25 protein-coding genes and 1 pseudogene are annotated in these 26,258 nt (G+C 73.8%); 8 read left to right on the top strand and 18 right to left on the bottom strand.

Annotated features, from left to right (window positions below):
* Positions 1–22: 22 nt before the first annotated feature.
* A complete protein-coding gene (locus BJY14_RS06550; RefSeq protein WP_179842786.1) occupies positions 23–2,332 on the bottom strand; it encodes a penicillin-binding transpeptidase domain-containing protein in 2,310 nt (769 codons plus the stop codon).
* Positions 2,333–2,366: 34 nt separating this feature from the next.
* Complete coding sequence (gene ftsL, locus BJY14_RS47995) at positions 2,367–2,876, bottom strand: cell division protein FtsL (protein WP_512771084.1); 510 nt, start codon at positions 2,874–2,876, stop codon at positions 2,367–2,369.
* Here ftsL and BJY14_RS47680 point away from each other — a divergent pair.
* Positions 2,869–3,003: pseudogene (locus BJY14_RS47680) on the top strand (hypothetical protein); the annotation flags it as partial. The gene ftsL and the pseudogene BJY14_RS47680 sit on opposite strands and share 8 nt — an antisense overlap.
* 220 nt (positions 3,004–3,223) lie before the next feature.
* Here BJY14_RS47680 and rsmH read toward each other — a convergent pair.
* Entirely contained in the window at positions 3,224–4,246 is a 1,023-nt protein-coding gene (rsmH, locus tag BJY14_RS06560; protein WP_179842787.1) for a 16S rRNA (cytosine(1402)-N(4))-methyltransferase RsmH, read from the bottom strand.
* A gap of 245 nt (positions 4,247–4,491) precedes the next feature.
* Positions 4,492–4,923 carry a division/cell wall cluster transcriptional repressor MraZ gene (gene mraZ / locus BJY14_RS06565; protein WP_179842788.1) on the bottom strand — a complete coding sequence of 144 codons (432 nt, stop codon included), beginning with the start codon at positions 4,921–4,923 and terminating at the stop codon, positions 4,492–4,494.
* Between the two features lie 374 nt (positions 4,924–5,297).
* Between mraZ and BJY14_RS06570 the strand changes: the two genes are divergently transcribed.
* The 3 genes from BJY14_RS06570 to BJY14_RS06580 are packed head-to-tail and all read left to right on the top strand — an operon-like array spanning position 5,298 to position 10,208.
* Positions 5,298–6,377, top strand: coding sequence for an AAA family ATPase (locus tag BJY14_RS06570; RefSeq protein ID WP_312879030.1), 1,080 nt, complete (start codon positions 5,298–5,300; stop codon positions 6,375–6,377).
* A 3-nt stretch (positions 6,378–6,380) separates the two neighbouring features.
* Positions 6,381–7,649, top strand: coding sequence for a DUF58 domain-containing protein (locus BJY14_RS06575; RefSeq protein WP_179842789.1), 1,269 nt, complete (start codon positions 6,381–6,383; stop codon positions 7,647–7,649).
* Between the two features lie 21 nt (positions 7,650–7,670).
* Entirely contained in the window at positions 7,671–10,208 is a 2,538-nt protein-coding gene (locus tag BJY14_RS06580) for a transglutaminase TgpA family protein (RefSeq protein ID WP_179849212.1), read from the top strand.
* 93 nt (positions 10,209–10,301) lie between these two features.
* Here BJY14_RS06580 and BJY14_RS06585 read toward each other — a convergent pair whose 3' ends face one another.
* The 6 genes from BJY14_RS06585 to BJY14_RS06610 all read right to left on the bottom strand — a co-directional run bounded on the left by BJY14_RS06585 (position 10,302) and on the right by BJY14_RS06610 (position 15,335).
* The gene (locus BJY14_RS06585) at positions 10,302–10,694 is read right to left on the bottom strand and encodes an SCO2097 family morphological protein (RefSeq protein ID WP_179842790.1); all 393 of its coding nucleotides are present in this window, start codon (positions 10,692–10,694) and stop codon (positions 10,302–10,304) included.
* A gap of 147 nt (positions 10,695–10,841) precedes the next feature.
* On the bottom strand, positions 10,842–12,107 hold the full coding sequence (locus tag BJY14_RS06590; RefSeq protein ID WP_179842791.1) for a DNA polymerase IV: 1,266 nt from the start codon (positions 12,105–12,107) through the stop codon (positions 10,842–10,844).
* A gap of 4 nt (positions 12,108–12,111) precedes the next feature.
* Complete coding sequence (locus BJY14_RS06595) at positions 12,112–12,897, bottom strand: methyltransferase domain-containing protein (RefSeq protein ID WP_179842792.1); 786 nt, start codon at positions 12,895–12,897, stop codon at positions 12,112–12,114.
* 337 nt (positions 12,898–13,234) lie between these two features.
* Positions 13,235–13,651, bottom strand: a complete 417-nt coding sequence (gene nusB, locus BJY14_RS06600) for a transcription antitermination factor NusB (RefSeq protein ID WP_179842793.1) — start codon at positions 13,649–13,651, stop codon at positions 13,235–13,237.
* Between the two features lies 1 nt (position 13,652).
* A complete protein-coding gene (efp, locus tag BJY14_RS06605) occupies positions 13,653–14,210 on the bottom strand; it encodes an elongation factor P (protein ID WP_179842794.1) in 558 nt (185 codons plus the stop codon).
* Positions 14,211–14,243: 33 nt separating this feature from the next.
* On the bottom strand, positions 14,244–15,335 hold the full coding sequence (locus tag BJY14_RS06610) for a M24 family metallopeptidase (protein WP_179842795.1): 1,092 nt from the start codon (positions 15,333–15,335) through the stop codon (positions 14,244–14,246).
* Positions 15,336–15,492: 157 nt separating this feature from the next.
* Here BJY14_RS06610 and BJY14_RS06615 point away from each other — a divergent pair, with 157 nt between their 5' ends.
* Both BJY14_RS06615 and BJY14_RS06620 read left to right on the top strand, forming a co-directional pair.
* Positions 15,493–16,971 carry a flavin monoamine oxidase family protein gene (locus tag BJY14_RS06615; RefSeq protein WP_218905166.1) on the top strand — a complete coding sequence of 493 codons (1,479 nt, stop codon included), beginning with the start codon at positions 15,493–15,495 and terminating at the stop codon, positions 16,969–16,971.
* 129 nt (positions 16,972–17,100) lie between these two features.
* Entirely contained in the window at positions 17,101–17,808 is a 708-nt protein-coding gene (locus BJY14_RS06620; RefSeq protein WP_179842796.1) for a hypothetical protein, read from the top strand.
* On the opposite strand, the gene BJY14_RS06625 is transcribed toward BJY14_RS06620, so the two are convergent.
* Positions 17,783–18,829: an LLM class F420-dependent oxidoreductase gene (locus tag BJY14_RS06625; RefSeq protein ID WP_179842797.1), complete on the bottom strand. Its 1,047-nt coding sequence runs from the start codon at positions 18,827–18,829 to the stop codon at positions 17,783–17,785. The two genes, BJY14_RS06620 and BJY14_RS06625, sit on opposite strands and share 26 nt — an antisense overlap.
* 80 nt (positions 18,830–18,909) lie before the next feature.
* Positions 18,910–19,575, bottom strand: coding sequence for an enoyl-CoA hydratase-related protein (locus BJY14_RS06630; RefSeq protein WP_179842798.1), 666 nt, complete (start codon positions 19,573–19,575; stop codon positions 18,910–18,912).
* Between the two features lie 171 nt (positions 19,576–19,746).
* On the opposite strand from BJY14_RS06630, the gene BJY14_RS06635 reads away from it, so the two are divergent.
* Positions 19,747–20,322, top strand: a complete 576-nt coding sequence (locus BJY14_RS06635; protein WP_179842799.1) for a TetR/AcrR family transcriptional regulator — start codon at positions 19,747–19,749, stop codon at positions 20,320–20,322.
* A gap of 13 nt (positions 20,323–20,335) precedes the next feature.
* Here BJY14_RS06635 and aroQ read toward each other — a convergent pair whose 3' ends face one another.
* Genes aroQ through aroC form a run of 4 tightly spaced genes read right to left on the bottom strand, consistent with a single transcriptional unit; the run spans position 20,336 to position 23,542 of the window.
* Positions 20,336–20,779, bottom strand: a complete 444-nt coding sequence (gene aroQ, locus BJY14_RS06640) for a type II 3-dehydroquinate dehydratase (protein ID WP_179842800.1) — start codon at positions 20,777–20,779, stop codon at positions 20,336–20,338.
* The gene (gene aroB / locus BJY14_RS06645; RefSeq protein ID WP_179842801.1) at positions 20,776–21,849 is read right to left on the bottom strand and encodes a 3-dehydroquinate synthase; all 1,074 of its coding nucleotides are present in this window, start codon (positions 21,847–21,849) and stop codon (positions 20,776–20,778) included. Before aroB ends, aroQ begins: the two co-directional genes overlap by 4 nt.
* Entirely contained in the window at positions 21,846–22,355 is a 510-nt protein-coding gene (locus tag BJY14_RS06650) for a shikimate kinase (protein ID WP_179842802.1), read from the bottom strand. Before BJY14_RS06650 ends, aroB begins: the two co-directional genes overlap by 4 nt.
* A gap of 8 nt (positions 22,356–22,363) precedes the next feature.
* Positions 22,364–23,542 (bottom strand): chorismate synthase, encoded by a 1,179-nt coding sequence (gene aroC / locus BJY14_RS06655; protein WP_179842803.1) that lies wholly within the window; start codon positions 23,540–23,542, stop codon positions 22,364–22,366.
* Between the two features lie 77 nt (positions 23,543–23,619).
* Between aroC and BJY14_RS06660 the strand changes: the two genes are divergently transcribed.
* The gene (locus BJY14_RS06660; protein ID WP_179842804.1) at positions 23,620–24,690 is read left to right on the top strand and encodes a DUF2332 domain-containing protein; all 1,071 of its coding nucleotides are present in this window, start codon (positions 23,620–23,622) and stop codon (positions 24,688–24,690) included.
* A 2-nt stretch (positions 24,691–24,692) separates the two neighbouring features.
* Here the strand turns inward: BJY14_RS06660 and BJY14_RS06665 are convergent, their stop codons facing one another.
* Positions 24,693–25,445 carry a phytanoyl-CoA dioxygenase family protein gene (locus tag BJY14_RS06665; RefSeq protein WP_179842805.1) on the bottom strand — a complete coding sequence of 251 codons (753 nt, stop codon included), beginning with the start codon at positions 25,443–25,445 and terminating at the stop codon, positions 24,693–24,695.
* 71 nt (positions 25,446–25,516) lie between these two features.
* Positions 25,517–26,212: an SseB family protein gene (locus BJY14_RS06670; RefSeq protein ID WP_179842806.1), complete on the bottom strand. Its 696-nt coding sequence runs from the start codon at positions 26,210–26,212 to the stop codon at positions 25,517–25,519.
* Positions 26,213–26,258 lie beyond the last annotated feature (46 nt).

Below are 26,258 nucleotides of genomic sequence, written 5' to 3' on the forward strand. Positions count from 1 at the left end.
GCGAGGAGGGTACTCGCTGCGATCAGTCGCGGGCGCGGATCTCGATGATCGGCGGCCTGCTCCCCGTCGGCGGGATCTTCTCGGACTGAAGCGCGAAGCTCATCACGTCCTTGAAGACCGGTGCCGCCGCATCGCCACCATAGTGGCTCCCGCGCTTCGGATCCCGCAGGACGACCTGCACCACCAGGCGCGGGTCGTCCGCGGGCGCGAACCCGGCGAACGAGGCGGTGTAGCCGCCGCCGTCGTAGCAGCCGCAGCGCGGGTTGACGATCTCCGCGGTGCCGGTCTTGCCCGCGACGCGGTACCCCTTGATCTGCGCCTTCGGAGCGGTGCCCTCCTTCGTCGTGACGCCCTCCAGCATGTCGCTGATCTGCCGGGCCGTCTTCGCGCTGATGACCTGCTTGCGCTCCGGCTCGGGCGCCGGGGTGAACTTGTCGTGCTCCCCGACGGTCCCCGCGACCAGGCTCGGCGCGACGCGGACGCCCCCGTTGGCGATCGTCGCGTAGACGCTCGCCATCTGCACCGCGTTCACCGAGACCGTCTGCCCGAACGCGATCGGGTACCGGTCGGTGCCCGACCACTTGGCCGGCGGCTCCAGGAGGCCCGCCGTCTCGCCGGGCAGCGGCAGGCCGGTCCGCCGGCCGAACCCGAAGTCGCGCAGCGTCTGGTAGAGCCGCTCCTGGCCGATGCTCTCGCTGGCCATGATCGTGCCGACGTTGCTCGACTTGGCGAGGACGCCCGCGAACGTCAGCCGCTCGGGCTGGTGGGGGTGCGAGTCGTGGAACACCACGTCGTACTTTTTGATCTTGTCGGGAACGGTGTAGGGCGTCTGCGGGGTGACGCCGCCGTGCTCCATGACGGCCGCGGCGGTGACGACCTTGCCGGTGCTGCCCGGCTCGTAGGCGTCCTGCACCAGGGGGCTGCCCCAGCGGGACCGGTCGGAGTCGGCGTAGTCGTTCGGGTCGAATCCCGGCGCGGAGGCCATCGCGAGGAGCCGGCCGGTGCGCGGGTCCATGACGATCACGGTGCCGCTCTTGGCCCGGCTCGCCTTGACCTGCTGCTCGATCGCCTGCTGCGCCTTGAACTGCAGGTCGCGCTGCAGTGTCAGGCGGACCCCGCTGCCGGGCACCGACGGGCGCTTCTGGTCCTCGCCCATGGGGATGTGCTGGCCCTCGGGGCTGATCTCGACCCGCTGCCAGCCCGCCTTGCCGGCGAGCACGCCGTTCAGCGAGCTCTCCAGGCCGGCGGCCCCGCTCCCCGTGTCGTTCACGAAACCTATGACGCTGGCGGCCAGCGAATCGTTGGGGTATTCCCGGCGATATTCCGGCAAAGTACCGATGCCGAGGAAGTTCCACGAGCTGACCAGCCGCGCCTGGTCGGGGCGGACCCCGTGCGCGAGGTACACGAACCTCGTCTCGGGCTTGCTGATCTGCTTCAGCAGCGTCGCGGGGTTCAGCCCGAGCGTCGGGGCCAGCGCGTTGACGATCGACTGCCGCTTGTCCGCCTTGATGAGCGAGGGGTCCGCGAAGATCGCGCGGGCCTCCACCGTCATGGCGAGCGGGTTGCCCTGCGCGTCGGTGATGTCGCCGCGGACGGCGGGCAGCGTGAGCTCCCGCATCCGCTGGAGCATCGCCTGCTCGGTGTACTGCTCCGAGTCGATCGTCTGGAGCTGGACGAGCCGGCCGGCGAACAGCGACAGCACGAACGCGACGACGAGCAGCCCGACGTTGAGCCGCTTGAGCGGGTCGCGCCGATGGAAGGGGACCCGGGCCCGCGGGGGGCGGCCGGGAGGCGGGCGCCGGCCGGAGCCGCCGCCGGGGCGCGGGCCTCGGGGGCCCGCGGCGTCCTTCTTCGGCGGCGCGCTCTGGGCGTTGCGGACCGTGCGGCTCTCCGCGGCCGAGGCCCTGGCGGGCGACTTCTTCCGCGCGGAGCGCTTCGTGGCCGTGGCGGCGCCCGTCTGCCCGCTCGGCTTCTCCTTGCGCGCGGCGGTCTTGCGCGCAGCGTCCTTGTGCGCGGTGTCCTTACGGGCAGCGTTCTTGCGCGCCGTGTCCTTAGCGGGGGTCTCCTTGCGCGGGGTCTCCTTGCGGGGGGTGGGGGCCATGCCGCTGCGCGCGGGACGGCGGGCGCCGCCCTTCGCGCCCGGCCGTCCCGCGCCGTCCGCCCGTCCTGCGGGCGGGCGCGGCGCACTCCCTGTCTGACGCCCGGACGCGCGCGCCGCGCCCGGGCCGCTCTTGTCGTCACGCCCGGCCGCGCCGCGGGGGCCGCGCCCGTCCGAGCCGCGCCTGCGGCCGGGGGGCGGGCCGGCGGAACCGCGTCCCGGGCCCTTCGTCACCGTGCCACCCGCTCCCCGCCGTACCCGCGCCCGCTCACGGTGCCCCGTGCCCGGGCTGTGCTCCCGCGCCGTTCCGTGCTCCCGCGCCGTTCCCTGTTCCCGCGCCGTTCCGTGTTCCCGCGCCGTTCCCTGTTCCGGCGCCCTGCCCGTTGCGGGACCCCGCGCCGGTGCCGTTCGTCCGGGCGTCGGCGGGCGGGACGCCGTCGCCGGGGATCACGGTGCCGGGAACGCCGAGGACGCCCGCCGCGCCGGCCGACGCCGCGGCCGACTGCGGGACGGGGCGGATGGTGCCGCCGGGGCGGCCGGGCTCGGTGGAGAAGAAGGCCGGGTCCTTGGCCTGCTTCATGCCGAGCCCCTCGGCCTTCTTCGACAGCTGCTGCGGGGCCCCCTCGCGGGCGATCTCCTCCTCGTAGGCCTGGCGCTGCTGCTCCAGCTGCTTGTTGCTCTGCTGGAGCCGCGTCAGCGTGAACGCGTCCTTGGCGAGGACGGTGTTGAGCAGCAGCAGGCTGACCAGCGCGCCGCCGAGCAGCCCGACGATGAGCAGGACGAACGGGGCGCGCGGCGCGGCCTGCCCGGTGCGCCGCGACGCGGTCGCGCCCTTCGCGGCCTTCGTGCTCTTGGCCGGCGCGGCCTTCACGGGCGCCGCCTTGACCGGTGCGGCCTTCACGGGCGCGGCCTTCACGGGCGCCGCCTTCACGGACGCTGCCTTGACGGGCGTCGGCTTCGCGGGCGTCGGCTTCGCGGGCGTCGGCTTCGCGGGCGTCGGCTTGGCGGGCGCCGTCCCGGCGGAGCGGCCCTTCGCCGGCGCGGGCCTGACCGCGGCGGAACCGTCCGGACGCTCGGGAGCCCTCTTCTTCGGCGCCTTGGTCGGCGGCCGCCTGCTCGTCGTGGTCATGTCGCCTCCCGGACGCGCTCCGCGGCGCGCATCCGCACCGATCCGGCCCGTGGGTTGGTCGTGGTCTCCTCGTCGGACGCCGTTTCGGCCCCGCGTGTCAGGAGCCGGAACCTCGGCTCGTGCTCGGGCAGCGGGACCGGCAGCTCCGGCGGGGTCGTGTCGGCCGCCTGGGCGGCGAGGACCTGCTTGGTGATGCGGTCTTCGAGCGAGTGGTACGACAGGACGACGACCCGGCCGCCGACCGGGAGCGCGTCCAGAGCGGCGGGCAGCGCCCGGCGCCAGGTGTCGAGCTCGGCGTTCACCTCGATGCGCAGCGCCTGGAAGGTGCGCTTGGCCGGGTTGCCGCCGGTGCGGCGGGTCGCGGCGGGGATGGAGGTGCGCACCAGGTCGGCGAGCCGCCGGGTGGACTCCAGCGGGGCGCGCTCGCGCTCCCGGACGATCGCGGCGGCGATGCGCTGGGCGAACCGCTCCTCGCCGTACTCGCGCAGGATGCGGGCGAGCTCGGCGGGCGGGTAGCCGTTGACGACCTCGGCGGCGGTGAGGCTCTGGGTGCGGTCCATCCGCATGTCGAGGGGGGCGTCGTAGGAGTAGGCGAAGCCGCGGTCGGCCTCGTCGAGCTGCGGGGAGGACACACCGAGGTCGAACAGGACGGCGTCGACCGCCCGGACGCCGAGCCGGCGCAGCACGGAGGGGATCTCGTCGTAGACGGCGTGCTCCAGCGTCACCCGGTCGCCGAACGGGGCGAGCCTGCGCGCGGAGCGCTCCAGCGCCGTGGTGTCGCGGTCGAGGCCGATCAGGCGCAGCGCCGGGACGGCCCGCAGCATCGCCTCGGCGTGACCGCCCATGCCGAGCGTGGCGTCGAGGTACACGGGAGCGCGGCCCGAGACGGACTCGGCCGCGGGGACGAGAAGTTCGAGTACGCGGCCGAGCATGACCGGGACGTGCCCGCTGCCGGGCCCCTGGTCGTGCGCCGCGTGGTTCCTTGCGCCGTTCCCCGCTCCGTTCTCCACGCCGTCCATGCCTCACCCCCTGTACTGCCACCTCGCTCGCGGACTGTGTGGCATCGCCGGACCGGACCGTCCCGCGCCCCCGGCGGCGGCCTCGCCCGGCCAGGTCCCCATCCGCTGCCCTGGAGGAAGATCACCGCGTTGCCCGCGGGGGGTCGCCGTCTGGCACCGGGGAAGCTGCGCCAGCTGACTGGAGAGCGGCTGGAGACCTGGCCGAACGTGGGCCAGTGCCGGTCAACGGACCGACGAGTCGTATCTCAGAGAATCCCTGGCAACACCTCCTCCGAGACGTCGGAGAAGGTCTGCTCCTCCTGCTCCAGGTAGGTCTCCCAGGCCTGGGTGTCCCAGATCTCCAGACGCGTGTTGGCCCCGATGACCGTGCAGTCGCGGGTGAGACCCGCGTACTTGCGCAGCGGCGGGGGAATCGTGACGCGGCCCTGCTTGTCGGGCACCTCGTCGGAGGCGCTGGCGAAGAAGACCCGGCTGTAGCTCCGGACCGTCTTCTCGGTGACCGGCGCGGCACGCAGAGCCTCGGTAATCCGCTGGAACTCCGCCATAGGGAAGACGTACAGGCAGCGTTCCTGGCCCTTCGTGATCACCAATCCCCCCGACAGCTCCTCGCGGTACTTCGCCGGCAGGAACAGTCGTCCCTTGTCGTCGAGGCGCGGCGAGTGGGTGCCGAGAAACACCGGGCCCCACCTCCCGCGCCGCATGGGGCGCTACCGCCCCCCACGGCGCCCCACTCTACTCCACTCTTCCCCACCGTCAACAAGAAAAACACCGTCCACGCGCCGTTTTCTGCGACGAAATCGCAGGTCAACGGGGGTGGTGTGGAGTGGGGCCCAGCGGCGCCCCTCAGCGCGCCGCACCGGCACGAGCCGGTCCGCAACGCCCCCGCGCGAGGGCACGGCACGGTCCTGAGGGACGGGGTGGAGTGAAGTGGTGCGTTGCGCGCGTCGTTTGTCGTCGTCCCTGTGGAGCACAATTGGCTCGCGTTCCACATGAACATCGCAGGGGGCGTTCCAACGACGTACTGTCGTTTGGAACGGCTGAGGAGGGTTTGGTGGCAGTAGGCACGCACGGCGAGTCGTTCATGGAGACCGACCCCCCGGCATCCCACCCGGCCCGGCGCGGCGGCCGTGACGCCGGGGGCGACGCCGGGGGCCGTGACGCGGGCCGTGGCGGCGCGGGCGGCGGGCTCGACGGGCTCGCCCACGTCGCGAACAAGATCCGCGACGCCGTGGAGTCGGTGATCGAGGGCAAGCCCTCGGCGGTGCGGCTCGCGCTGACGGTGCTGCTCGCGGAGGGGCACCTGCTCATCGAGGACGTGCCCGGCGTCGGCAAGACGATGCTCGCCAAGGCGCTCGCGCGCTCGGTCGACTGCTCGGTGCGGCGCGTCCAGTTCACGCCCGACCTGCTGCCGAGCGACATCACCGGGGTCAGCGCCTACAACCAGGAGCGGCGCGAGTTCGAGTTCAAGCCGGGCCCGGTGTTCGCCAACATCGTGGTCGGCGACGAGATCAACCGGGCGTCCCCGAAGACGCAGTCCGCGCTGCTGGAGTGCATGGAGGAGCGCCAGGTCACCGTCGACGGCACCACCTACGCCCTGGAGCCGCCCTTCATGGTCATCTCCACGCAGAACCCGGTGGAGATGGAGGGGACCTATCCGCTGCCCGAGGCGCAGCGCGACCGGTTCACCGCCCGCATCTCGATGGGCTACCCCGACCCCGCCGCCGAACTGGAGATGCTCGAGACGCACGGCGAGACGTCCCCGCTCGACCGGCTCACCCCCGTCGCCCACGCCGCCGACGTCCGCGACCTCATCGAGGTGGTGCGGGCCCAGCACGTCGCGCCGGCGGTGCGGCAGTACGCCATCGACCTCGTCTCCGCCACCCGCAGGCATCCGGATCTGCGGCTCGGCGCGTCCCCCCGGGCGACCCTGCACCTGGTGCGGGCCGCGCGGGCCTACGCCGCGCTCGACGACCGCGACTACGTCGTCCCCGACGACGTCCAGGACCTCGCCGTCCCCGTCCTCGCGCACCGGCTGCTGCCGACCGCCGAGGCGCAGGTGCAGCGCCGCCTCCCCGAGCAGGTGGTCGCCGATCTGGTGAAGCGCCTGCCGGTGCCCTCCCCCGGCAGGTGAGGGGTGCGACGGGCGCTGGCCGGCCTCACCACGCGCGGGCGGTCGTTCGTGGCCGCCGGGGCGACCGCGATCGTCTGCGCGGTGGCGCTCGGGGAGCGCGACCTGCTCCGCGCCGGCGTGCTCGTGCTGGCGCTGCCCCTGCTGTGCACGATCGCGGTGGCGCGGACGCGGTACCGGCTGGCCTGCGCGCGGCGGCTGGAGCCGGCGCGGCTGCCGGTCGGCCACGAGTCCCGCGTCGACCTGCGGCTGGAGAACGTGTCGCGGCTGCCGAGCGGGCTGCTGATGGTGGAGGACCGGGTCCCCTACGCGCTCGGCGGGCGGGCCCGGTTCGTGCTGGAGCGGATCGAGCCGCACGCGTTCCGTGAGCTCGGCTACCGGATCCGCTCGGACGTGCGCGGGCGCTACCGGGTGGGGCCGCTGACCGTCCGGCTCGCCGACCCGTTCGGGATGGTGGAGCTGGTCCGCTCGTTCAGCCTGTCCGACACGCTCACGGTGACGCCGACGATCGTGCCGCTGCCGCCGGGCCGGCTGTCGGGCGCGTGGACGGGCGGCGGCGACAGCGTGGCCCGCGCGGTCTCCGCGGCGGGCGAGGACGACGTGGCCCCGCGCGAGTACCGGCACGGCGACGACCTGCGCCGCGTGCACTGGCGGTCCACCGCCCGGCACGGGGAGCTGATGGTGCGGCGCGAGGAGCAGCACTTCCAGAGCAGCGGCACCCTCTTCCTCGACACCCGCCGCTCCGCGCACTGGGGCGACGGGCCGGCCGGCTCCTTCGAGCAGGCCGTGTCGGCGGCCGCGTCGATCGGCGTCCACCTCGTCCGGACGGGGATGGGCCTGCGGTACGTCACCGACGGCGGGGAGACGCTGCCGTCCGGGCCCTCCGAGGGCGCCTTCGAGGGGCTCCTGCTCGACGCGCTGGCCGTCGCCCGCCGGTCCAAGGGCGGCTCGCTGTCGGCGGGGCTGGCCGCGCTGCGCGGCCGCGGCGCGGGCCGGGAGGGCGACGGCCTGGTCGTCGGGGTGTTCGGCGTGCTGTCGGACGAGGAGGCCCGCGCGGTCGCCGCGGCCCGGCGCGGCACCGGCACGTGCGTCGCGGTGCTCCTGCGGGGCGGGCCCGAAGACGTCACACCGCAGGACGGCGGGACGGCCGCGGGTCTGCTGCGCGCGGGCGGCTGGCGGGTGCTGGCCGTCCGATCCGCGGCGGAGCTCGCCGGGGCGTGGGCGCGGGCAGGCAAGGCGGGCGAGGATTTCGTGTCAGGGGCAGCGCGTGAGTAAGGGCAGTGCATGAGGGTCCGGATGACGGTGATGGCCGGGCTGGCGACGCTCGCCGGTTCGCTCGGGCTGTACCCGCTGTTCGAGAACGCGGGCTGGTTCTGGGCGGGGTTCGGCGCGGTGCTGGCCGTGTCCGGCGGCGGTCTGCTGGCGCGGCGCCTGCGCATGCCCGCTCCGATCGGCCTGCTGTTCGGGCTGGCGGCGCTCCTGCTGTACCTCAACCTCGCGTTCGCCGGCGGCGAGGCGTGGCTCGGAGTCGTCCCGTCCCCGGAGTCGCTGCGGCGCCTCGGCGAGCTCGCGGACGAGGGCTGGCGGGCCGCCAACCGGTACGCGGCGCCCGTCCCGCTCGTCCCCGGCATCTCGATGCTGGCCGCCGCGGGCATCGGCCTGGTCGCCGTCCTGGTGGACCTGCTGGCCGTGCGGCTGCGCCGCGCCGCGCCCGCCGGGCTGCCGCTGCTGGCCATGTACAGCGTGCCCGCGGCGATCCGCGAGGACGGTGTCGGCTGGCTCGCCTTCGGCGTCGGCGCGTTCGCCTTCCTCGCCCTGCTCATGGCCGACTCCCGCGAGCAGGTCGGCGGCTGGGGCCGGACGGTGACGACGCGCCGCCGACCCCGGGAGGTGCCGCTGGCGGGATCACAGCCGCCGCCCGGGGACCCCGCCGACCGGCCCGACTCCTCGGCCCTGGCGGCCAGCGGCCGCCGGATCGCGGCCGGCACGGTCGCCGTCGCGGTGCTGCTGCCGGCGGCGGTGCCGGGCCTGCACCCGCGCGGCGTGTTCGGCGTCGGCGGCGGCTCCGGCCGGGGCACGCAGACCGTGACGACGCCCGACCCGCTGGTCAGCCTGAAGCGGGAGCTGACCCGGCTGGACGACTCGACCGTCCTGACCTACCGCAGCGACGCCCCCGAGAGCCCCGGCTACCTGCGCCTCTACGCCCTCGACCGGTTCGACGGGGACCGGTGGACCTACAGCCCGCTGAAGAGCAGCGCCAAGGACCGGCTGAGCGGCGACCGCGCCCTGCCCGCCCCGCCGGGGCTGACGGTCGCGCCCTCGCGCGAGGTGACGACCGAGGTGCGGGTGCGGCCGGAGGTCAGGAACATGACGTTCCTGCCGGTGCCGTACGCCCCGGCCAAAGTGTCGATCAAGGGCGACTGGCGGGTGCACGGCCCGTCGCTGATGATCTACTCGCTGCGCGACTCGGCGGGCGGTCGCTCCTACACCGTCAAGAGCCTGCTCCCGCAGCCGACCCCGGGCCAGCTCGCGGGCGCCGGGCCCTACCCGCCCGAGGTCGTCGCCCACTACACGGCGGTGCCCAAGAACGTCCCGCCGCAGGTCCGGAAGCTCGCCGCGGACGTCACCGCCGGGTCGGCGACCGCGTTCACCCAGGCCGTGCGGCTGCAGCGCTGGTTCACCATGTCCGGCGGGTTCAGCTACGACCTGACCGCGCCCGCGCCCCAGCACGGCAGCGACCTCGTCGACTTCCTGCTGCACAGCAAGCGCGGCTACTGCGAGCAGTTCGCCGCCGCGATGGCGCTGATGGCGCGGATCCTCGGCATCCCGTCGCGGGTCGCGATGGGCTACACGCCGGGCAGCGAGGAGAAGCCCGGCGAGTGGGTGGTGCGGTCGCGCGACGCGCACGCGTGGCCCGAACTGTACTTCGAGGGCTCGGGATGGGTGCGCTTCGAACCCACGCCGAGCGGCGCCGCCGGGCAGGGCACCGCCCTCGCCCCCGCCTACAGCCAGCCCGAGGTCAGCACCGGCGGCGGGCCGGAGGACGAGGCCACGCGGGCGCCGGACCCCTCGTCCCCGGACGCGGGCTCGACCGCCGCGCCCGCCGGCCCCCGGCACCGCAACGACGAGGGCGCGGGCGACGCGACCGGCGCCCAGGAGGACGACGGCAGCGGGTTCTCCACGGCGGGGTGGCTCGCCGGAGTCCTGCTGGTGCTGCTGCTGACGGCCGTGCCGATGACGCTGCGGATCCTCACCCGGTGGCGCCGCTGGGCGGCCCTTGCGCCGTCGCCCACCGGGACGACGATGCCCGCACGGCGGACGCCCGCCCCCGATCAGGCCTGGAAGGTGAAACCCGCGCGGCGAGGGCGGGAACCCGACCCGGCCGGGACTTCGGGGCCCGCGCTCGGGACGCGGGGGCCGGATCCGGCCGGGGTGGCGCACGCCGCCTGGCAGGAGATGCGCGAGGACACGCTCGACTACGGCCTGGAATGGCGGGCCAGCGACTCCCCGCGCGCCACCGCCCGCCGGCTCGGCGAGCTGCTGGAGTTGGACGCGCCGAGCCTGCAGGCCCTCAACCGGATCGCTCGCGCCGAGGAACTGGCGCGCTACTCGCGGACCCGCCCCGCGGAACCCGCCGAGCAGCTGCGCGCCGACGTGCGGACCGTCCGGGAGGCGTTCGCCGCGTCCGTGGGGCGCCGGACCCGGTGGCGCGCCCGTCTGCTGCCGCCTTCGACGATGGCGCAGACCCGCACCGCGCTCCGGACCGCCACCAACCGCGCCCTCGACGTCACCGCCCGCGTGAACGACCTACCGTCGCGCCTCCGCCGCAGGTAGGCGCCACACCCGCCCCCGGACACACGTTCGTCCCGGCCTCGCGGTCAGATCCCGCATACGGCCGGGACGAGTCGTCTCGTCACGACGACGGCGTCAGTCACCCTCGGTGCGGCGTCGCCAGCGTTCCTCCATGCGCTCCATGAAGCCGGCCTTGGCGGGACGCGCCTGCCGGCCGCCTCCGCGCGCGGGCTCGTTGCCGATGCCCGCCATCCGCTTCCAACTCGTCAGCGCCCACACGCAGCACACGACCATCAGCAGGAATCCCGTCACGCTGATGGCGATCGTGACCGTGCCCTTGTTGATCACGAGACCGGCCATCAGGGCGCACACGCCCACCACGAAGCCGAGGGCCGCCTTGACGATCCGGCGCTTGTAATGGACCTGGGGGTTGGTCGAGCGAACCGCGTGAGCGAACTTGGGATCCTCGGCGTACAACGCCGATTCGATCTGTTCGAGCATGCGCTGCTCGTGCTCAGAGAGCGGCACGGCACCTCCCAGCGACAGCTCCGCGACGGAGTATCCGATGCGGGACGCGAACGTCAACGGTGATATGCCCAGAATACGAGGACTCTCGAGCGTACGAAAGCGAACGGCCCGCCGAGGGCCCGGCGCCGGTCACCTCACAGCCTTCTTTCATTGTCTTCCGTCCCTGCCGTCCCGTGCGTCACCCTCCGCCGCACGCCGAACCAGCGCGGCGGGGCGCACCGCGCCGCGCCCGAACCGGTGCGCGACCTGATCCATGGCTCGCTCGGCCTCACGCCAGCCGCTGTCCGGCTCGTCGAAGGCGAGCTGACGGGGGGCCTCGCCGGCGGGGCCCAGGTTCTCCACCCGCACCCCGACCAGTCGGAGTCGTACCCGTTCCAGGCCCGACGCCTCGTACAGCTCGCGGGCTGTGACATAGATCACACGAGCCAGGTCGGTCGGCTCGGCCAGCGTGCGCGCCCGCGTGATCGTCTTGAAGTCGGCCATCCGCAGTTTGACGCTGACCGTCCGGCCGGCGTTCCCGCTCTCGCGCAGCCGCGCGCCGACCCTCTCCGCGAGCCGCAGCAGCTCACGCCGGATGACCTCGGGGTCGTCGACGTCGGTGTCGAAGGTCTCCTCGGCGCCGATGCTCTTGTCGGGCGTGTGCGGGACGACCTCCCGCGGGTCGCGCCCCCACGCCAGCTCGTGCAGGTGCCCGCCGAGCGCGTTGCCGAGTTCGCGCTGCAGCGTGGAGAGGGGCACCTGGGCGAGTTGCCCGACGGTGCGCAGGCCGAGGCGGGTGAGGTTCTGCTCCGTCCGCTCACCGACGCCCCACAGGGCCGCGACGGGCAGCGGGTGCAGGAAGTCGACGACGCCGTCGGCGGGCACCACGAGCAGCCCGTCGGGCTTGCACCGGGTCGAGGCCAGCTTCGCGACGAACTTGGTGTTCGCGACGCCGACCGAGCAGGTGATGCCCTGCTGGTCGCGCACCTGGTCGCGGATGAGCTGCGCGATCGCCGCGGGACGGCCCAGCCGCCGCCGCGCGCCCGCCACGTCCAGGAAGGCCTCGTCCAGCGACAGGCCTTCCACCAGCGGCGTGACGGAGCGGAAGATCTCGAAGACGGCGGCGGACACGCGGCCGTACTTGCCGTGGCTCACGGGCAGCGCCACGGCCTGCGGGCACAGCCGCCGCGCCCGCGTCATCGGCATCGCCGAGTGGACGCCGAACTTCCGTGCCTCGTAGGAGGCCGCGGAGACGACGCCGCGCGGCCCGGCCCCGCCCACGACGACGGGGCGCCCGCGCAGCTCGGGTCGCTCCAGCAGCTCGACGCTGACGAAGAAGGCGTCCATGTCGACGTGCAGGATGGCGCAGCCGGTGTCGTCGGCCGGCGGACCCGGCTGGGGCCCCGGCCGATGCAGCTGCTGCTTGCGGCTCACGGTGCTAGCCGGCCGGTTTGTCCGCCACCAGGTGCAGCTGGGTGGCGAGGTCCCGCAGGACGGGATGGACGGCCGCGACGGACTCCAGCGCGATCAGCGCGTCGGCGGAGTCGGCGTCGCCGTCCAGCAGGCCGCTCGGCACCAGATCGGCGAAGATCCGGACGCCGTGCAGTTCGGCGACCCGCAGTCCGGCGCCGAGCACCAGCTCCGACAGCGACTCGCGGGTGAACCGGCGGGGCATCCGGTCGCCCTCGCCCCACCGTCCGGACGGGTCCGTCAGCACCCGCCGCGCGTCGTCGAAGTGCCCGGACACCGCGCGGTGCAGCGCGGCCGCGATCTGCCCGGCCGCCAGCACGCTGACCGAGCCGCCCGGGCGGACGGCACCGGTGAGCGCCGCCATCGCCGCGGCCGGGCCGTCGACGTACTCCAGGACGCTGTGGCACAGCACGAGGTCGGCGGCGTCGGGGCCGAGCAGGTCGGGCAGGTCGACGGCGTCGCCCTGGACGGCGCGCACCCGCACCCCCGACTCGGCCGCCCGCCGCTCCAGCGCGGCCAGCGCGTCCGGATTGGCGTCGACCACGGTGACCCGGTGCCCGAGCTCGGCGAGCGGGACGGCGAATCCCCCGGTCCCGCCGCCGACGTCCACGACATCGCTCAGGCCGGCCTCGGGAGTGATGCGTTCGAGGACCGCGCGCAGAGCGTCCCACAGGACGGCACTGCGCACCCGGCTGCCACCCCGCACACGCTTCTGCTGCCGCCCCGTCACGGCCGCTCCCTTTACGTTCGTCATCAAGGAGAGCTTATTGCAGTGCCGCCGTCAGAGGACCGCCAGCCCCAAGAAGGAGTGCACTGCGAAAAACACAGCACACCAACACCAGCCCCCTGCCCAACCCCGCAACAACCTCAGGACCCGCGATCGCGTCCGAAGGCAGGTTCGAGCGAAGCAAGAACCTGATCGCGCAGCGAGCCGCCAGGCGAGCCGAAGCGATGCCAGCGATCGCACGCAGTACCCGACGATGGAGGGCCCCCAAGGCCCGAAGGAGGAGGGCACTGCAATAGGCACAGCAGCGATCGCCCGCTTTTCTCGACGATGGAGGGCCGCCAGGCCCGAAGGAGGAGAGAGAAGCCTAGAGACTGAGCGAAGGCTTGAGTTGTTGGAGGCGGGAGAGGAGGCCGTTGACGAAGCGGGGGGACTCGTCGGTGGACAGTTCGGTGGCGAGGCCTACCGCTTCGCTCACCGCGACGCCGTCGGGGACGTCGTCGACCCACAGGAGTTCGAACGTCCCCATCCGCAGGATGTTGCGGTCGACGACGGGCATGCGTTCGAGGGTCCAGCCGGTGGCGTAGGTGGCGAGCAGTTCGTCGATGCGTTCCCGGTTCTCCTGGACGCCTTCGATCAGCCGGACGGCGTGCGGGTACTCGGCGAGCTCGTCCTGGTTGGGGCGGCCGCGGGCGGCGAGCACCGCCGTCGGCTGCTCCTCCCGGAGTTCGGCGGCGAACAGGATGTCCAGGGCGAGTTTTCTGGCCTTGGTGCGCGCGGCCATCTCAGGCGCGGCCGAGGTACTCGCCGGAGCGGGTGTCGACCTTGACCTTCTCGCCGGTGGTGATGAACAGCGGGACCTGGATCTGCGCGCCGGTCTCCAGGGTGGCGGGCTTGCTGCCGCCGGTGGAGCGGTCGCCCTGCAGGCCGGGCTCGGTCTCGGTGATCTCCAGCACGACGGCGGCGGGCAGCTCGACGTACAGCGGGTTCTCGTTGTTGAAGGCGATCACGGCGTTCTGCTCGGGGAGCAGGTAGTTCGCGGCGTCGCCGACGACGGACGCGGGGATGTGCGGCTGGTCGTAGGTCTCGGTGTCCATGAAGACGAAGTCCTCGCCCTCGCGGTAGAGGTACTGCATCTCGCGCTTGTCGACGCTGGCCACCTCGACCTTGGTGCCGGCGTTGAAGGTCTTGTCGACGACCTTGCCCGACAGCACGTTCTTGAGCTTGGTGCGGACGAACGCGCCGCCCTTGCCTGGCTTGACGTGCTGGAACTCCTGGACGGTCCACAACTGGCCGTCGATGTTCAGCGTCATGCCGTTCTTCAGGTCGTTCGTCGTCGCCACTGCGTTGTTCTCCCGGTCGCGGGCCCGCGCGTCCTACAGGACGAGCAGGTCCTTGGTCGATGTGGTGAGGAGCTCCGGCCCGCCCGCGCGGACCACCAGCGTGTCCTCGATGCGGACCCCGCCCCGGCCCGTGAGGTAGACCCCCGGCTCCGCGGTGATCGGAACCCGATCCATCAGCTTACCGGTCTTGTCGTACCCCATGAGCGGCGCTTCGTGGATCTCCAGGCCGACGCCGTGCCCGAGGCCGTGGGTGAACGCCTCGGCGTGCCCGGCCTCTCCGATGATCTCGCGGGCGGCGGCGTCCACGTCCTTGGTGTCGGCGCCGGGCAGGGCGGCGGCCAGCGCGGCCGCCTGGGCGCGGTGGACGAGGTCGTAGAGGTCCCGCTGCCAGGCCGCGGGCTCGCCGATCGCGACGGTGCGGGTCATGTCGGCGTGGTAACCGCCGTGGAGGGCGCCGAAGTCCATGGTGACGAGATCGCCGCGCTGGAGTTCGCGGCCGCCCGGGTGGTGGTGCGGGACGGCGCCGTTGGGGCCGGAGGCGATGATCGAGTCGAACGCGGGGCCTTCGGCGCCGTGGTCCACCATGGCGCGTTCGAGGGCGATCGCGACGGCGCGCTCGGTGACCCCGGCGCGGATCTCGGGCAGGACGGCCTCGAACGCGCGGTCGGTGACGGCGCACGCCTCCCGCAGCAGGCCGATCTCCTCCTCGTCCTTCACCATGCGCAGCTCTTCGACGAGGTGGCCGAGCGGGACGAGTTCCACGGCGGCGCCGCCGGGAGGTTCGATGCCGAGGAGCGCCGTGTGGTGCTCGACGGTCAGGTCGTGGGCCTCGAAGCCGACGCGGCCGTGGCCGTCCGCGGCCGCCTGCCTCACCAGCGCCTCCGCCACCTGCCGGTCGACCACGACGGGCAGTTCCGGGCAGACCTGCGCGGCCATGCCGGCGTAGCGGCCGTCGGTGGCGAGGACGGCGGGCCCGTCGGCCGGGACGAGCAGCGCGGCCCGCGAGCTGTCCAGGCCGGTCAGGTAGCGGACGTTGACCAGGCGGGTCACCAGCAGCGCGGCGGCGCCCCGGTCGGCGACGAGCGCGGCGAGCCGGCGGCGCCGCGCGTAGTGAGTCTCCCCCATGGCCAGGACTCTAGGTCATCGCGGGACGGCCGTCTCAACGCGGTCACGAACATGAAGAACCCTCGACTTCTCGTCGAGGGCTGGCCTAGCGTGACCGGGCGTGTGCTCCGTCCCCCGAATGTCCCTCCCCCATGGACTTCCCCAGGAGTGATTCCCCTTGACCCGAGTCAGCCGAAGAAGACTGCTGGGCACAGGCGCGCTCACCGCCGCGGGAGCCGTCGTCTCCGCCGCCGCGGCCCCCTCCGCCTCCGCCCGCACGGCGCCCCTGACCGCGGACGTGGTGATCGTCGGCGCCGGGCTCTCCGGGCTCACCGCCGCCCGCGACCTCGTCGCGGCGGGCCGGTCCGTGATCGTGCTGGAGGCGCGGGACCGTCCCGGCGGCCGCGTCTACGGGATGCCGCTCGGCGACGGCACCACCAACGAGGGCGGCGCCGAGTTCGTCGGCCCGACGCAGGACCGCATCGCCGCGCTCGCAGAGGACATGGGCGTCGACACCTACGCGACCTACAACGAGGGCAAGAACGTCTACTACCGGGACGGCAAGCGGTCGCTCTACGCGACCGACGGGCTGCTCGGCGCGGTCCCGCCGGACTGGGGCGTGGTCGACCTGGAGCTGGCCCTGCTGAAGCTCGGCGGCATGGTCAAGGAGGTGCCGGTCGGCGAACCGTGGAAGGCGGCCAAGGCCGAGGAGTGGGACGCGCAGACCTTCCACACCTGGTCGCGGTCCAACTCGCTGAGCAGCGGCGCGCGGTTCCTGATGGACGCGTTCGCCTCCTCCACGCTGTCGATGCGCTCGCAGGAGGTGTCGCTGCTGTACCTGCTGAACTACGCGGCCTCGGCGGGCAACGAGACCAGCCCGGGAACGATCGACCGGCTGATCAACACCAGGGGCGGCGCGCAGGAGTCGCGGTTCGTCGGCGGGTCGCAGGAGGTGCCGATCCGGCTGGCGGCGCGGCTCGGCGACATCGTCCGCTACAACGCGCCGGTCCGGTCGATCGCCACGGAGGCGGGCGGCGCGACGGTGACCGCCGACGGGATCACGGTGTCGGCCCGGCGGGTCGTGGTGGCGATGTCCCCGGCGATCGCCGGGAGGATCGACTTCTCGCCGGCGCTGCCCGCGAGCCGGGCGCAGCTCATGCAGCGCTACCCGATGGGCTCGGTCTCCAAGTTCGTCGCCGTCTACGACACGCCGTTCTGGCGGGCGGACGGGCTGACCGGGCAGGCCGTGGCCGACAGCGGCGCGATCGACGCGACGTTCGACAACAGCCCGCCGGACGGGTCGCGGGGCATCCTGATGGGCTTCATGAACCAGGCCAACATCAGGAGGCTGGACGGCGCGCCGGCCGCGGACGTCCGGGCGGCGGGGCTCGCCTCGTTCACCAAGCTGTTCGGCGACAAGGCCGCGAACCCGAAGCTGACCGCGTTCCAGCGCTGGGACAACGAGACGTGGAGCGGCGGCGGCCCCGTCGGCGTCGCCCCGCCCGGGGCGCTCACCGCGTTCGGCCCGGCCCTGCGGGAGCCGTGCGGCCCGGTCCACTGGGCGGGCACCGAGACGTCCGGCTACTGGACGGGCTACATGGACGGCGCCGTCCGCTCCGGCGAGCGCGTCGCCAAGGAGGTCGACGCGGCGCTCTGAGCCCGCCCCTCCCGGGTCGTCGCCCCGCACGGTTCCGCCGGCCGCGAGAGGTAAGGATCGGATGCCGATCCGGTCGGCGGATCCGCGCGTCTCATCCAGGGACACGGATGGACGACGGGACGGGTTCCGATGGCGGGGTACGGAAATCGGCCGGAATGGGCCCCGGCGGCGCTGCTGGCGGTCGGCGCGCCGCTGACCGGGGCGGCGCTGATCGTCGCGCGGGCCGCCCTGGACGCCTACGGGCCGTCGGCGCTGGCGGGCAACTGGGCGGGCTCGGCGCTGCTCTTCGTGATGATGATGGCCGGATACGCCCTGCTGGTCTTCACCCAGCTGCGCTACGAGAACGTCCTGGTCTTCTTCGGCGCCTTCTTCCTGCTGACCATCGGGGCGTCCATGGTCGCGGGCGCGGTGTCGGACCAGGCGATTCACGAGCGCGGCCGGACCACGGCGTGCACGGTCCAGAAGGTCGACCGGCGCGAGGTCACCAGCACCGACGGCGACGGGAACAGGACCACGGACGTCTTCTACGACCACGACCTCGCCTGCGCCGAGCCGCGGGTGCGGACGATGACGACCGGGTCCAGGGTCGCGGGCCGGGGCGAACGCGTCCAGGTCGTGTACGACCCGCGCGGCCGCCTCGACCCGCGTCCCGCAGGCTCGGTGGGCGATCCGGGCGGCTCCCTGGCATGGGGGGCCGCCCTGTTCGGCGGCGGTGTCCTGCTCCGCGTGCTGTTCGAGCTGGGCGTCCCGCCGTTCGGGCCCGGGAAGGGGCTCCGGCTCCGCCTCCGCCGGTGGCGGCGGAGGCGGCCGGTCAGAGCCCGGCCGCCATCTCCTTGACCTTCTCGATCAGCGCGAGGCGGCCCTTGTGGTCGCCCGCGATCGGGGACACGTTGAGCGTCGTGACGCCGGAGTCCCTCATCGCGGCGAGCCGCTCGCGGACGTGCCCCTCCGGGCCGATGAGGGACATCTTCTCCAGCAGCTCCTGCGGGACCTTCGCGGCGGCCTCGTCCTTCTTGCCGTCCAGGTACAGGTCCTGGATCTCCTCGGCCTCCTTCTCGTAGCCGTAGCGCCGGGCGAGGTCGTTGTAGAAGTTCTTGCCCTTGGCGCCCATGCCGCCGATGTAGAGGGCGGCCATCGGACGGCCGAACTCCAGGAAGCCCTTCACGTCCTCGCCGATGGCGAGCGGGGACTGCCCGACCACGTCGAGCTCGCCCAGCGCGGGGTCGCGCTTGGCCTTCCCGGCCGCGAGGGAGGCGCCCCACACGTCCGCGGCCTTCTCCGGCACGTAGAAGATGGGCTCCCAGCCGTTGGCGATCTCGGCGGTCAGCTCGACGTTCTTCGGGCCGATCGCGGCGACCATGATCGGGATGTCGGCGCGCACCGGGTGGTTGATGAGCTTGAGCGCCTTGCCGAGGCCGGTGCCCTGCCCCTCCGGCAGCGGCAGGTGGTAGTACCTTCCGTCGTGCTGCACCCGCTCGCGGCGCCACACCTTGCGGCAGATCTCGATGATCTCCCGGGTGCGGCCGAGGGGCGCGGTGTAGGGGACCCCGTGGAAGCCCTCGATGACCTGCGGGCCGGACGCGCCGATGCCGAGCGTGAACCGCCCGTCGGAGACGTAGTCCAGCCCCGCGGCGGTCTGGGCGATCGCGGTCGGGGTGCGCGAGTAGATGTTGAGGATGCCGGAGGCGATCTCGACCCGCTCGGTCCTGGCGGCGATGTAGCCCATCTGGCTCACCGCGTCGAAGCTGTAGGCCTCCGCGACGTAGACGATGTCGAGGCCGGCCTTCTCGTAGTCGGCGAGCTCCTCGACGGTCTCCTTGAAACCGCCCGAGTAGCTGAGCGCCATACCGATGCGCATGGTGTCCCGCGCCCCTTCCTAAACCGAATCCGATTCCAGTCGAACGTAACCTACTCCCGGCAGCCGCCCGGGAGGAGGGGTCACGGCAGTGCGGGACCGTTCAGCGCGTCCAGCGCCTGCCGGTACATCGCGGTGCGGATCGTCGCCACGACCGCCCCGTTCTTGCTCGCCAGCGACGCCGCCCACTCCACGGCGGCGGGAAGCACCTCCTCCTCGGGCGCGACGCGCTGCACGATCCCGGCCTCGCGCGCCTGCTCCGCGGCGTAGCGGCGTCCGGTGAGCATCGCCTCGTGCGCGGTGGCCTTCGGCAGCCGCGCCGTGATCAGCGCGTTCATCCCGGGGGTGAAGCTCATCCCGAGATCGACCTCGGGCAGGCAGAAGTAGCCGCGGTCGGTGCGCATGACGGCGAAGTCGTGGGCGAGGGCGAGCATCCCGCCGCCCGCGAAGGCGTGGCCGTTCAGCGCCGCGACCGTCGGCATCGGCAGCGACAGGACGCGCGCGTACAGGGCGTGCACGCGCCGCAGGTACTCCTCGAACCGGTCCTGGTTGGCGCCGAGCCATTCCAGGTCGAGGCCGTTGGAATAGAACTTGCCGGTGCCGATGGTGACGAGCGCGCCCGGGCCGTCGTTCTCGGCCACCGAGTCGAGGGCGCCCTCGACCGCGTCGAGGAAGCCGGGGCCGAACCGGTTCTCGCCCGCGTCGAAACGCAGGACGTACACGTCTCCGTCGCGCTGGAGGTCGATCACGAACGTCTCCTTCTCCCGGCCGGCCCCGGTCCCGGAGCCCGTGCCTGCATCGCCTGCCTGAGCCGACCCTACTCGCGGGTAGTAGCTATGACGTCCGACATAGCCAAAATTCGCCATGACGGTCGTCATGGTCAACGCGAAGACCGTATGATGAATGTCATAATCGTCCCCATGGGGACGGACAGCAGGGAACGCATGGTGCGCAGCGCCGCCTACCTCTTCCGCGAGCGCGGCTACAGCGGCACCGGGTTCCGCGACGTCATCGCGCACAGCGGCGCCCCGCGCGGGTCGATCTACCACCACTTCCCCGGCGGCAAGGCGCAGCTCGCCGAGGAGGCCGTCCGCTACGCCGGAGAGTTCCTCAACGCCGGCATCCTCGCCGCCACCGAGGGCGGCGACGCCGCGTCCGCCGTGGACGCCTTCACGGGCTGGTGGCGGCAGGTCCTGATCAAGAGCGAGTTCCGCGCCGGCTGCCCCGTCGTCGCCGTCACCGTCGAGTCCCACGACGAGGCCCCGCAGCTCGCCGCGGCCGCCGCGGCCGCGTTCGGGCGCTGGCAGGACACCCTGGCCACCGGCCTCGGCAACGCCGGGGTCCCCGACGACCGCGCGTCCCGCCTGGCCCGCCTCATCGTCGCGGCCGTCGAGGGCGCCACGATCCTGTGCCGCGCCCACCGCGACGTCGCGCCGCTGGACGACGTCGTCGCCGAACTCAAGGACATGGCACGCAGCGCCGCGAAAGAGGGCTAGGCGCGCAGGAGGACTAGGAGCTCTCGGCGACCAGTTCGGCCACGGCCTGGAGGGCGAGGACGTAGGACATGGTGCCGAAGCCGGCGATGGTGCCGGTGGCGACGCCGGCGACGACGGAGGTGTGGCGGAACTCCTCGCGCGCAGCCGGGTTCGTGATGTGGACCTCGATGAGCGGGGCGGTGCGCTGGGCGGCCGCGTCCCGCAGCGCGTAGGAGTAGTGCGTGAACGCCGCCGGGTTCAGCACGACGGGGACGCGCTCGTCGGCGGCCTCGTGCAGCCAGCGCATCATCTCGGCCTCGTCGTCGGTCTGCCGCACCTCGACCTGCAGTTCGAGGCGGCGGCCGGCGTCGCGGCAGACGGCGACCAGGTCGTCGAAGCCGGCCGTCCCGTAGGTGTCGGGCTCGCGGACGCCGAGGCGGCGCAGGTTGGGGCCGTTCAGGACCAGGACGCGGGTCATCGGGTGATCTCCCGGTAGGCGGCGGCGAGCAGGTCCTCGTCCGGGCCCTCGAGGCGGCCCGGCTCGGCGATGCCGTCGAGGACGACGAACCGGAGCGTGGCGCCCCGCGACTTCTTGTCGATGGTCATGGTGGCGCGCAGGCCGGGCCAGTCGGCGGCGTAGGAGACCGGCAGGCCCACGGACTCCAGGACGTCCCGGTGCCGCCGCACGACGTCGGCGGGCAGCCGCCCCGCGAGGCGGGACAGCTCGGCGGCGTACACCATGCCGATCGCGACGGCGTGGCCGTGGCGGAACCGGTAGTCCTCGTTCTTCTCGATGGCGTGCGCGAGGGTGTGGCCGTAGTTCAGGATCTCGCGGAGGCCGCTCTCCTTCAGGTCGGCCGACACGACGCCGGCCTTGACCCGCACGGCCCGCTCGACGAGTTCGCGGGTGTGCGGGCCGTCGGGGTGCGCGGCGCCCTTGGGGTCGTCCTCGACCAGGGCGAGGATCTCCGGGTCGGCGATGAACCCGGCCTTGATGATCTCGGCGAGGCCGCTGATGTAGTCCTCCCGCGGCATCGTCACCAGCGTGGCGAGGTCGCACACGACGCCGGCGGGCGGCTGGAACGCGCCGACGAGGTTCTTGCCCTCGGGGACGTTGATGCCGGTCTTGCCGCCGACCGCCGCGTCCACCATGCCGAGCAGCGTCGTCGGGACGAGCACCGCCCGCACGCCGCGCAGCCACGAGGCGGCCGCGAACCCGGCGAGGTCGGTGGTGGCGCCGCCGCCGACGCCGACGACGACGTCGGTCCGGGTCATGCCGAGGCGGGCGAACGACGACCACAGCCCGGCGAGGACGCCGACCTCCTTGGCGGCCTCGCCGTCCGGGACGGGCAGCGCGTGCACCGCGTACCCGGCCTGTTCGAGCGCCCCGCACACGGGGCGGGCGATCTGCGGCAGCCCCTCGGCGTGGACGACCGCGACGGTCCGCGCCCGCTCCCCGATCATGGCGGGCAGCTCGCCGAGGACGCCCGTCCCGATGACGACGTCGTAGGGGTCGGCGCCGCCGACGTGCACCCGCGCCTCCGTCACGCGTCCCCCTCCAGGGCCTTCACGACCTCTTCGACGATGTCGGCGGGCTCGCGGTTGTCGGTGTCGACGTGCACGCTGCCGAGCCGCTCGTAGATCGGGAGCCGCTCCTCCAGGAGCTTGCGCATCTGGCTGCGCGGGTTCAGCACGAGCAGCGGCCGCGCCGACGCCAGGCCGACCCGCTTGATCGCCTCCGACAGGCCGACCCGCAGGTAGACGACGGTGTGCCCGGCGAGCAGGTCCTGCGTCTCCGGCGCGAGGACGGCTCCGCCGCCGAGCGAGACGACGCCCTCGTGGCCGGTCAGCGCCTCGGCGACGGCGGCGCGCTCCAGCTCGCGGAAGCGCTCCTCGCCGTCGTCGATGAAGATCTCGCCGATCGGCTTGCCCGCGGCCCGCTCGACGTCGGCGTCGGTGTCGCGCAGCGAGACGCCGAGACGCTCGGCGAGCGCGGCGCCGATCGTGGACTTGCCCGAGCCGGGCGGCCCGATGATGACGGCCTTCGGTCGCATGGCACCGCTCACTTGATCGTCAGAGAGGACAGGTATCCGCGCAGGTTGCGGGCGGTCTCCTCGGCGGAGTCGCCGCCGAACTTCTCCAGCGCCGCGTCCGCGAGCACGAGCGCGACCATCGCCTCGGCGACCACCCCGGCGGCCGGGACGGCGGTCACGTCGCTGCGCTGGTTGATCGCCTTGGCGGGCTCGCCGGTCGTGACGTCGATCGTGTCGAGCCGCCGCGGGACGGTCGAGATCGGCTTCATCGCGGCGCGCACCCGCAGCACCTCGCCGGTGGTCATGCCGCCCTCGACGCCGCCGGCCCGGTTGGTGCGGCGGCGGATCCCGCCGGGGGTCGCGTCGATCTCGTCGTGCGCCCGCGAGCCGGGCCGCCGCGCGGTGGTGAACCCGTCTCCGAGCTCCACGCCCTTGATCGCCTGGATGCCCATGAGGATGCCGGCGAGCCGGGAGTCCAGCCGCCGGTCCCAGTGGACGTGGCTGCCGAGGCCGGGCGGGAGCCCGTAGGCGAGGACCTCCACGACGCCGCCGAGGGTGTCGCCGGCCTTCTTCGTCTCGTCGATGTGCGCGACCATCCGCGCCGACGCCTCGCCGTCGAAGCAGCGCACCGGGCTCTCGTCGACCCGCGCCAGGTCGCCGGGCTCCGGCAGGACGCCCTCGGGGGCCTCAACCTCGCCCAGCGCGATCACGTGGCTGAGGACGTCCACGCCGAGCGCCTGCTTGAGGAACGCCTTGGCGACGGTGCCGAGCGCGACCCGCGCGGCCGTCTCGCGGGCGCTCGCCCGCTCCAGGACGGGCCGGGCGTCGTCGAAGCCGTACTTCTGCATGCCGACGAGGTCGGCGTGGCCGGGCCTCGGCTGCGACAGCGGGGCGTTCCTGGCCTGGGCGGCGAGGACGTCGGCGGCCACGGGGTCGGCCGACATGACCGTCTCCCACTTGGGCCACTCGGTGTTGCCGACCTCGATCGCGACCGGCCCGCCGAGCGTCACCCCGTGCCGGACGCCGCCGATGATCGTGACCTTGTCCTGCTCGAACTTCATCCGGGCGCCCCGCCCATGGCCGAGCCTCCGGCGGCGCAGCTCCTCGGCGATGTCCTCCGAGGTCACGCGCACACCGGCCGGCAGCCCCTCCACGATCGCGGTCAGGGCCGGGCCATGGGACTCCCCCGCGGTCAACCAGCGCAGCATGGGACGAATCCTATTGACTCCGCGCCCCCGCGCGTGACGGGCGTCCAGCATCTGAGAGTCTCGTCGTGGAGGTGGCGATGAGGAGAGCGGGTCCGGGAACGGCCGACACGAGGCGGGCACTGCTGGGCCAGGCGCGCGCGTCCGCCCAGCTCGGGTCGCCGATGTACGCCGAACTGCTCGCGCGGGCGGCGGACGATCCGGGCGGGGTCGTGACGGGGGTGCTCGGGGAGCGCACGGAGACCGGCCGCATCCTGGGCATGCTGGGGACGGTGCACCGGCTCGTCCTCGAGGGACGGGTGCCGGAACTGGCCGCGCACTACCCGACCGCCGGCGGGACGAGCGACCCTCTGGAGGCCTGGCCCGCGTTCCGGGACGTGCTGGCCGGGCACGCGGCCGAGATCCGCGACGGCCTCCTCGACCCGCCGCAGACCAACGAGGTCGGGCGGGCGGCGCCGCTCGTCGGCGGGCTCCTGACGATCGCGGACGCCTGCCGTCCCGCGCGCGATCCGGCCCGGTCCCTGCCGGTCAGGCTGCTGGAGATCGGGGCCAGCGCCGGCCTGAACCTGCGCGCCGACCACTTCCGGTTCCTGCACGAGAGCGGCGCGTACGGGCCGGAGTCGCCGGTCGTCCTGCCGGACGCCTGGCGGGGCCTTCCCCCGGTGGGCGCGCCGCTCGGCGTCGCCGAGCGGCGCGGATGCGACCCGAACCCGGTGGACGCGTCCTCGCCCGCCGGGCGGCGGCGGCTCCTGTCGTACGTGTGGCCCGACCAGGCGGCGCGGGTGGCGCGGCTGCGGGCGGCGTTCGAGGTCGCCGCGCGGGTCCCCGCGACGGTCGTGAAGGCGGGCGCGGCGGACTTCCTGGACGGGCTGGCCCCCGAACAGGGCGTCGTGACGGTCGTGTGGCACTCGACGATGCGCGCCTACCTGTCGCAGGAGGAGGCGGCACGCGTCGACCGCAGCATCGAGCGGGCGGGCGCGGCGGCCACCCCCGACGCGCCCGTGGCGCATCTGTCGTTCGAGGGGCGCGACGCCTCGCGGCTCGACGTCCAGCACGTCGTGACGCTGCGGCTGTGGCCGGGCGGGGAGCCGGTGGTCCTCGGTGAGGGCCCGTCCCACGGCCTCCCCACGACCTGGTCGCCCTCGGCCTGACGTCAGGGCCGGCCGAGGGCCTTCTCGATCGCGACCCGCACCGGGGACGACGGGGGCAGCGGCCCCGCCGGAAGCAGGGGCGGCTGCGCCATGAAGCGGGGGGTGGTGCCCCGGTGCGCCTGCGCGGCGTGCACCAGGAACGGGTGGCACAGGTACACGTCGCCTGCCTGCCCCGTCGCGTAGGCGAGCGGGCGGTGCTCGCTGGCGGGGACGGCCTTACCCGCCAGGTCCATGAACGTCAGGCCCGCCTCGCCCGCGGGCTCCAGGATCGGCGGGACGTCCCGGTGGGAGCCGACGCGGATGCGGGTGGGCCCGTCGTCCTCCCCCACGTCGGAGAACAGGAACAGCATCAGCAGCGCGCGGCCCTTCGACGCGACGTTCACCCGGTAGGACAGGAAGTCGGCCGGGTCGTCGCCGGGGAAGCTCGCGTCGATGTGCCAGCCGTCGTCACCGGGCGGCTGATCGCTGGGGAACCGCACCGGGAACGTGCCGAGGCCGACGCGCGGCAGCCAGGCGCCCTTCCCGGCGACGGCGTCGAACGCGGCGTGCAGGGCGCCGGTGTTCACCGCGGCCCGGAACGGCTCTTCGGCGTGCTCGCCGAGCCGCACGACCGGGCGCGTCCACGTCGCGGGGTCGGCGGGATCGCAGCCGGTGTCGCGCCACAGGATGTCGCGGCACTCGGCGGCCAGTTCCCGGGGGAACGCCTGCTCCACCCGGACGTACCCGTCAGCGAGGAATGCGTCGACGTCCACCATGGCGCCAGCGTCGCAGAGCGGCCGCGGCGGGGGCCAGCGAATTACCGCGCCCCCGGCCGCCCGCAGGCGGGCTACCTGCGCAGCACGTTCAGTTCGACGCCGCCGACGATACGGCCGCGCAGCAGTTCGGCGAGGCGGTCGGAGACCCGCTGGACGGTGCCGCGCTCGTCGTGCCCGGCGACGACGGCGAACCGGACGGCGATCTCGGCGGAGGTGCCCTCGACGACGCGGACCCCGCTGACCGAGGGGTCCGAGCCGAACGCGGCCTCGACCGCGGCGAGGATGTCGGGGTCCTCGTGGGGCGGCGGGATCGGGCGGCCGTCGGCGAGCAGGTGCAGGCGCAGCCCGTCCACGGCGAACGGGACCGGGCCCGCCACGTCCACGACCAGGGCGTCCGCGCCCTCGTCGAGGGCGGCGCGGCAGGCGTCGCCGGCCCGCACCGCGACCGGGCGGGCGTCGGCGCGCCAGGCCTTCATCGTCTCGGTGCAGGTGAAGCCGAGCACGCCGCGGCGCCCGTCGTCGCCGACCAGGGTGGGCAGCGCCATGTCGCTCGACTTCTCCCGCCGCAGCTCGCCGGGGGCCGCGGGCTCCTCCTCGGTGAGGACGGCGACGATCGGCACGAGGAGCCGCGCGCCCTGCAGCCGCCGCAGCACCGTGTGCACGCCGACGCGGCCGGACGCGTACCCGGCGAGCGCCTCGCACAACCGGGGGTCGGCGCTTCCGTCGTCCCCGGGGAACTGTGGTTCGGGAATGGTCAGTCCGGACACGCCAGGAAGGCTATAGCCTCCGGCGACCACAAGGGGCTACTCCACG

The organism is Actinomadura luteofluorescens (genome assembly GCF_013409365.1).
GTDB lineage: Bacteria > Actinomycetota > Actinomycetes > Streptosporangiales > Streptosporangiaceae > Spirillospora > Spirillospora luteofluorescens.

Coding starts and splice junctions, on each gene's coding strand:
- rsmH (WP_179842787.1), bottom strand. CDS start 4,246: ATGGACGGCGTGGAGAACGGAGCGGGGAACGGCGCAAGGAACCACGCG.
- BJY14_RS06580 (WP_179849212.1), top strand. CDS start 7,671: ATGACGGTGATGGCCGGGCTGGCGACGCTCGCCGGTTCGCTCGGGCTG.
- BJY14_RS06595 (WP_179842792.1), bottom strand. CDS start 12,897: ATGACGAACGTAAAGGGAGCGGCCGTGACGGGGCGGCAGCAGAAGCGT.
- nusB (WP_179842793.1), bottom strand. CDS start 13,651: ATGGCCGCGCGCACCAAGGCCAGAAAACTCGCCCTGGACATCCTGTTC.
- BJY14_RS06610 (WP_179842795.1), bottom strand. CDS start 15,335: ATGGGGGAGACTCACTACGCGCGGCGCCGCCGGCTCGCCGCGCTCGTC.
- BJY14_RS06620 (WP_179842796.1), top strand. CDS start 17,101: ATGGCGGGGTACGGAAATCGGCCGGAATGGGCCCCGGCGGCGCTGCTG.
- BJY14_RS06625 (WP_179842797.1), bottom strand. CDS start 18,829: ATGCGCATCGGTATGGCGCTCAGCTACTCGGGCGGTTTCAAGGAGACC.
- BJY14_RS06635 (WP_179842799.1), top strand. CDS start 19,747: ATGGGGACGGACAGCAGGGAACGCATGGTGCGCAGCGCCGCCTACCTC.
- aroQ (WP_179842800.1), bottom strand. CDS start 20,779: ATGACCCGCGTCCTGGTCCTGAACGGCCCCAACCTGCGCCGCCTCGGC.
- BJY14_RS06650 (WP_179842802.1), bottom strand. CDS start 22,355: ATGCGACCGAAGGCCGTCATCATCGGGCCGCCCGGCTCGGGCAAGTCC.
- aroC (WP_179842803.1), bottom strand. CDS start 23,542: ATGCTGCGCTGGTTGACCGCGGGGGAGTCCCATGGCCCGGCCCTGACC.
- BJY14_RS06660 (WP_179842804.1), top strand. CDS start 23,620: ATGAGGAGAGCGGGTCCGGGAACGGCCGACACGAGGCGGGCACTGCTG.
- BJY14_RS06665 (WP_179842805.1), bottom strand. CDS start 25,445: ATGGTGGACGTCGACGCATTCCTCGCTGACGGGTACGTCCGGGTGGAG.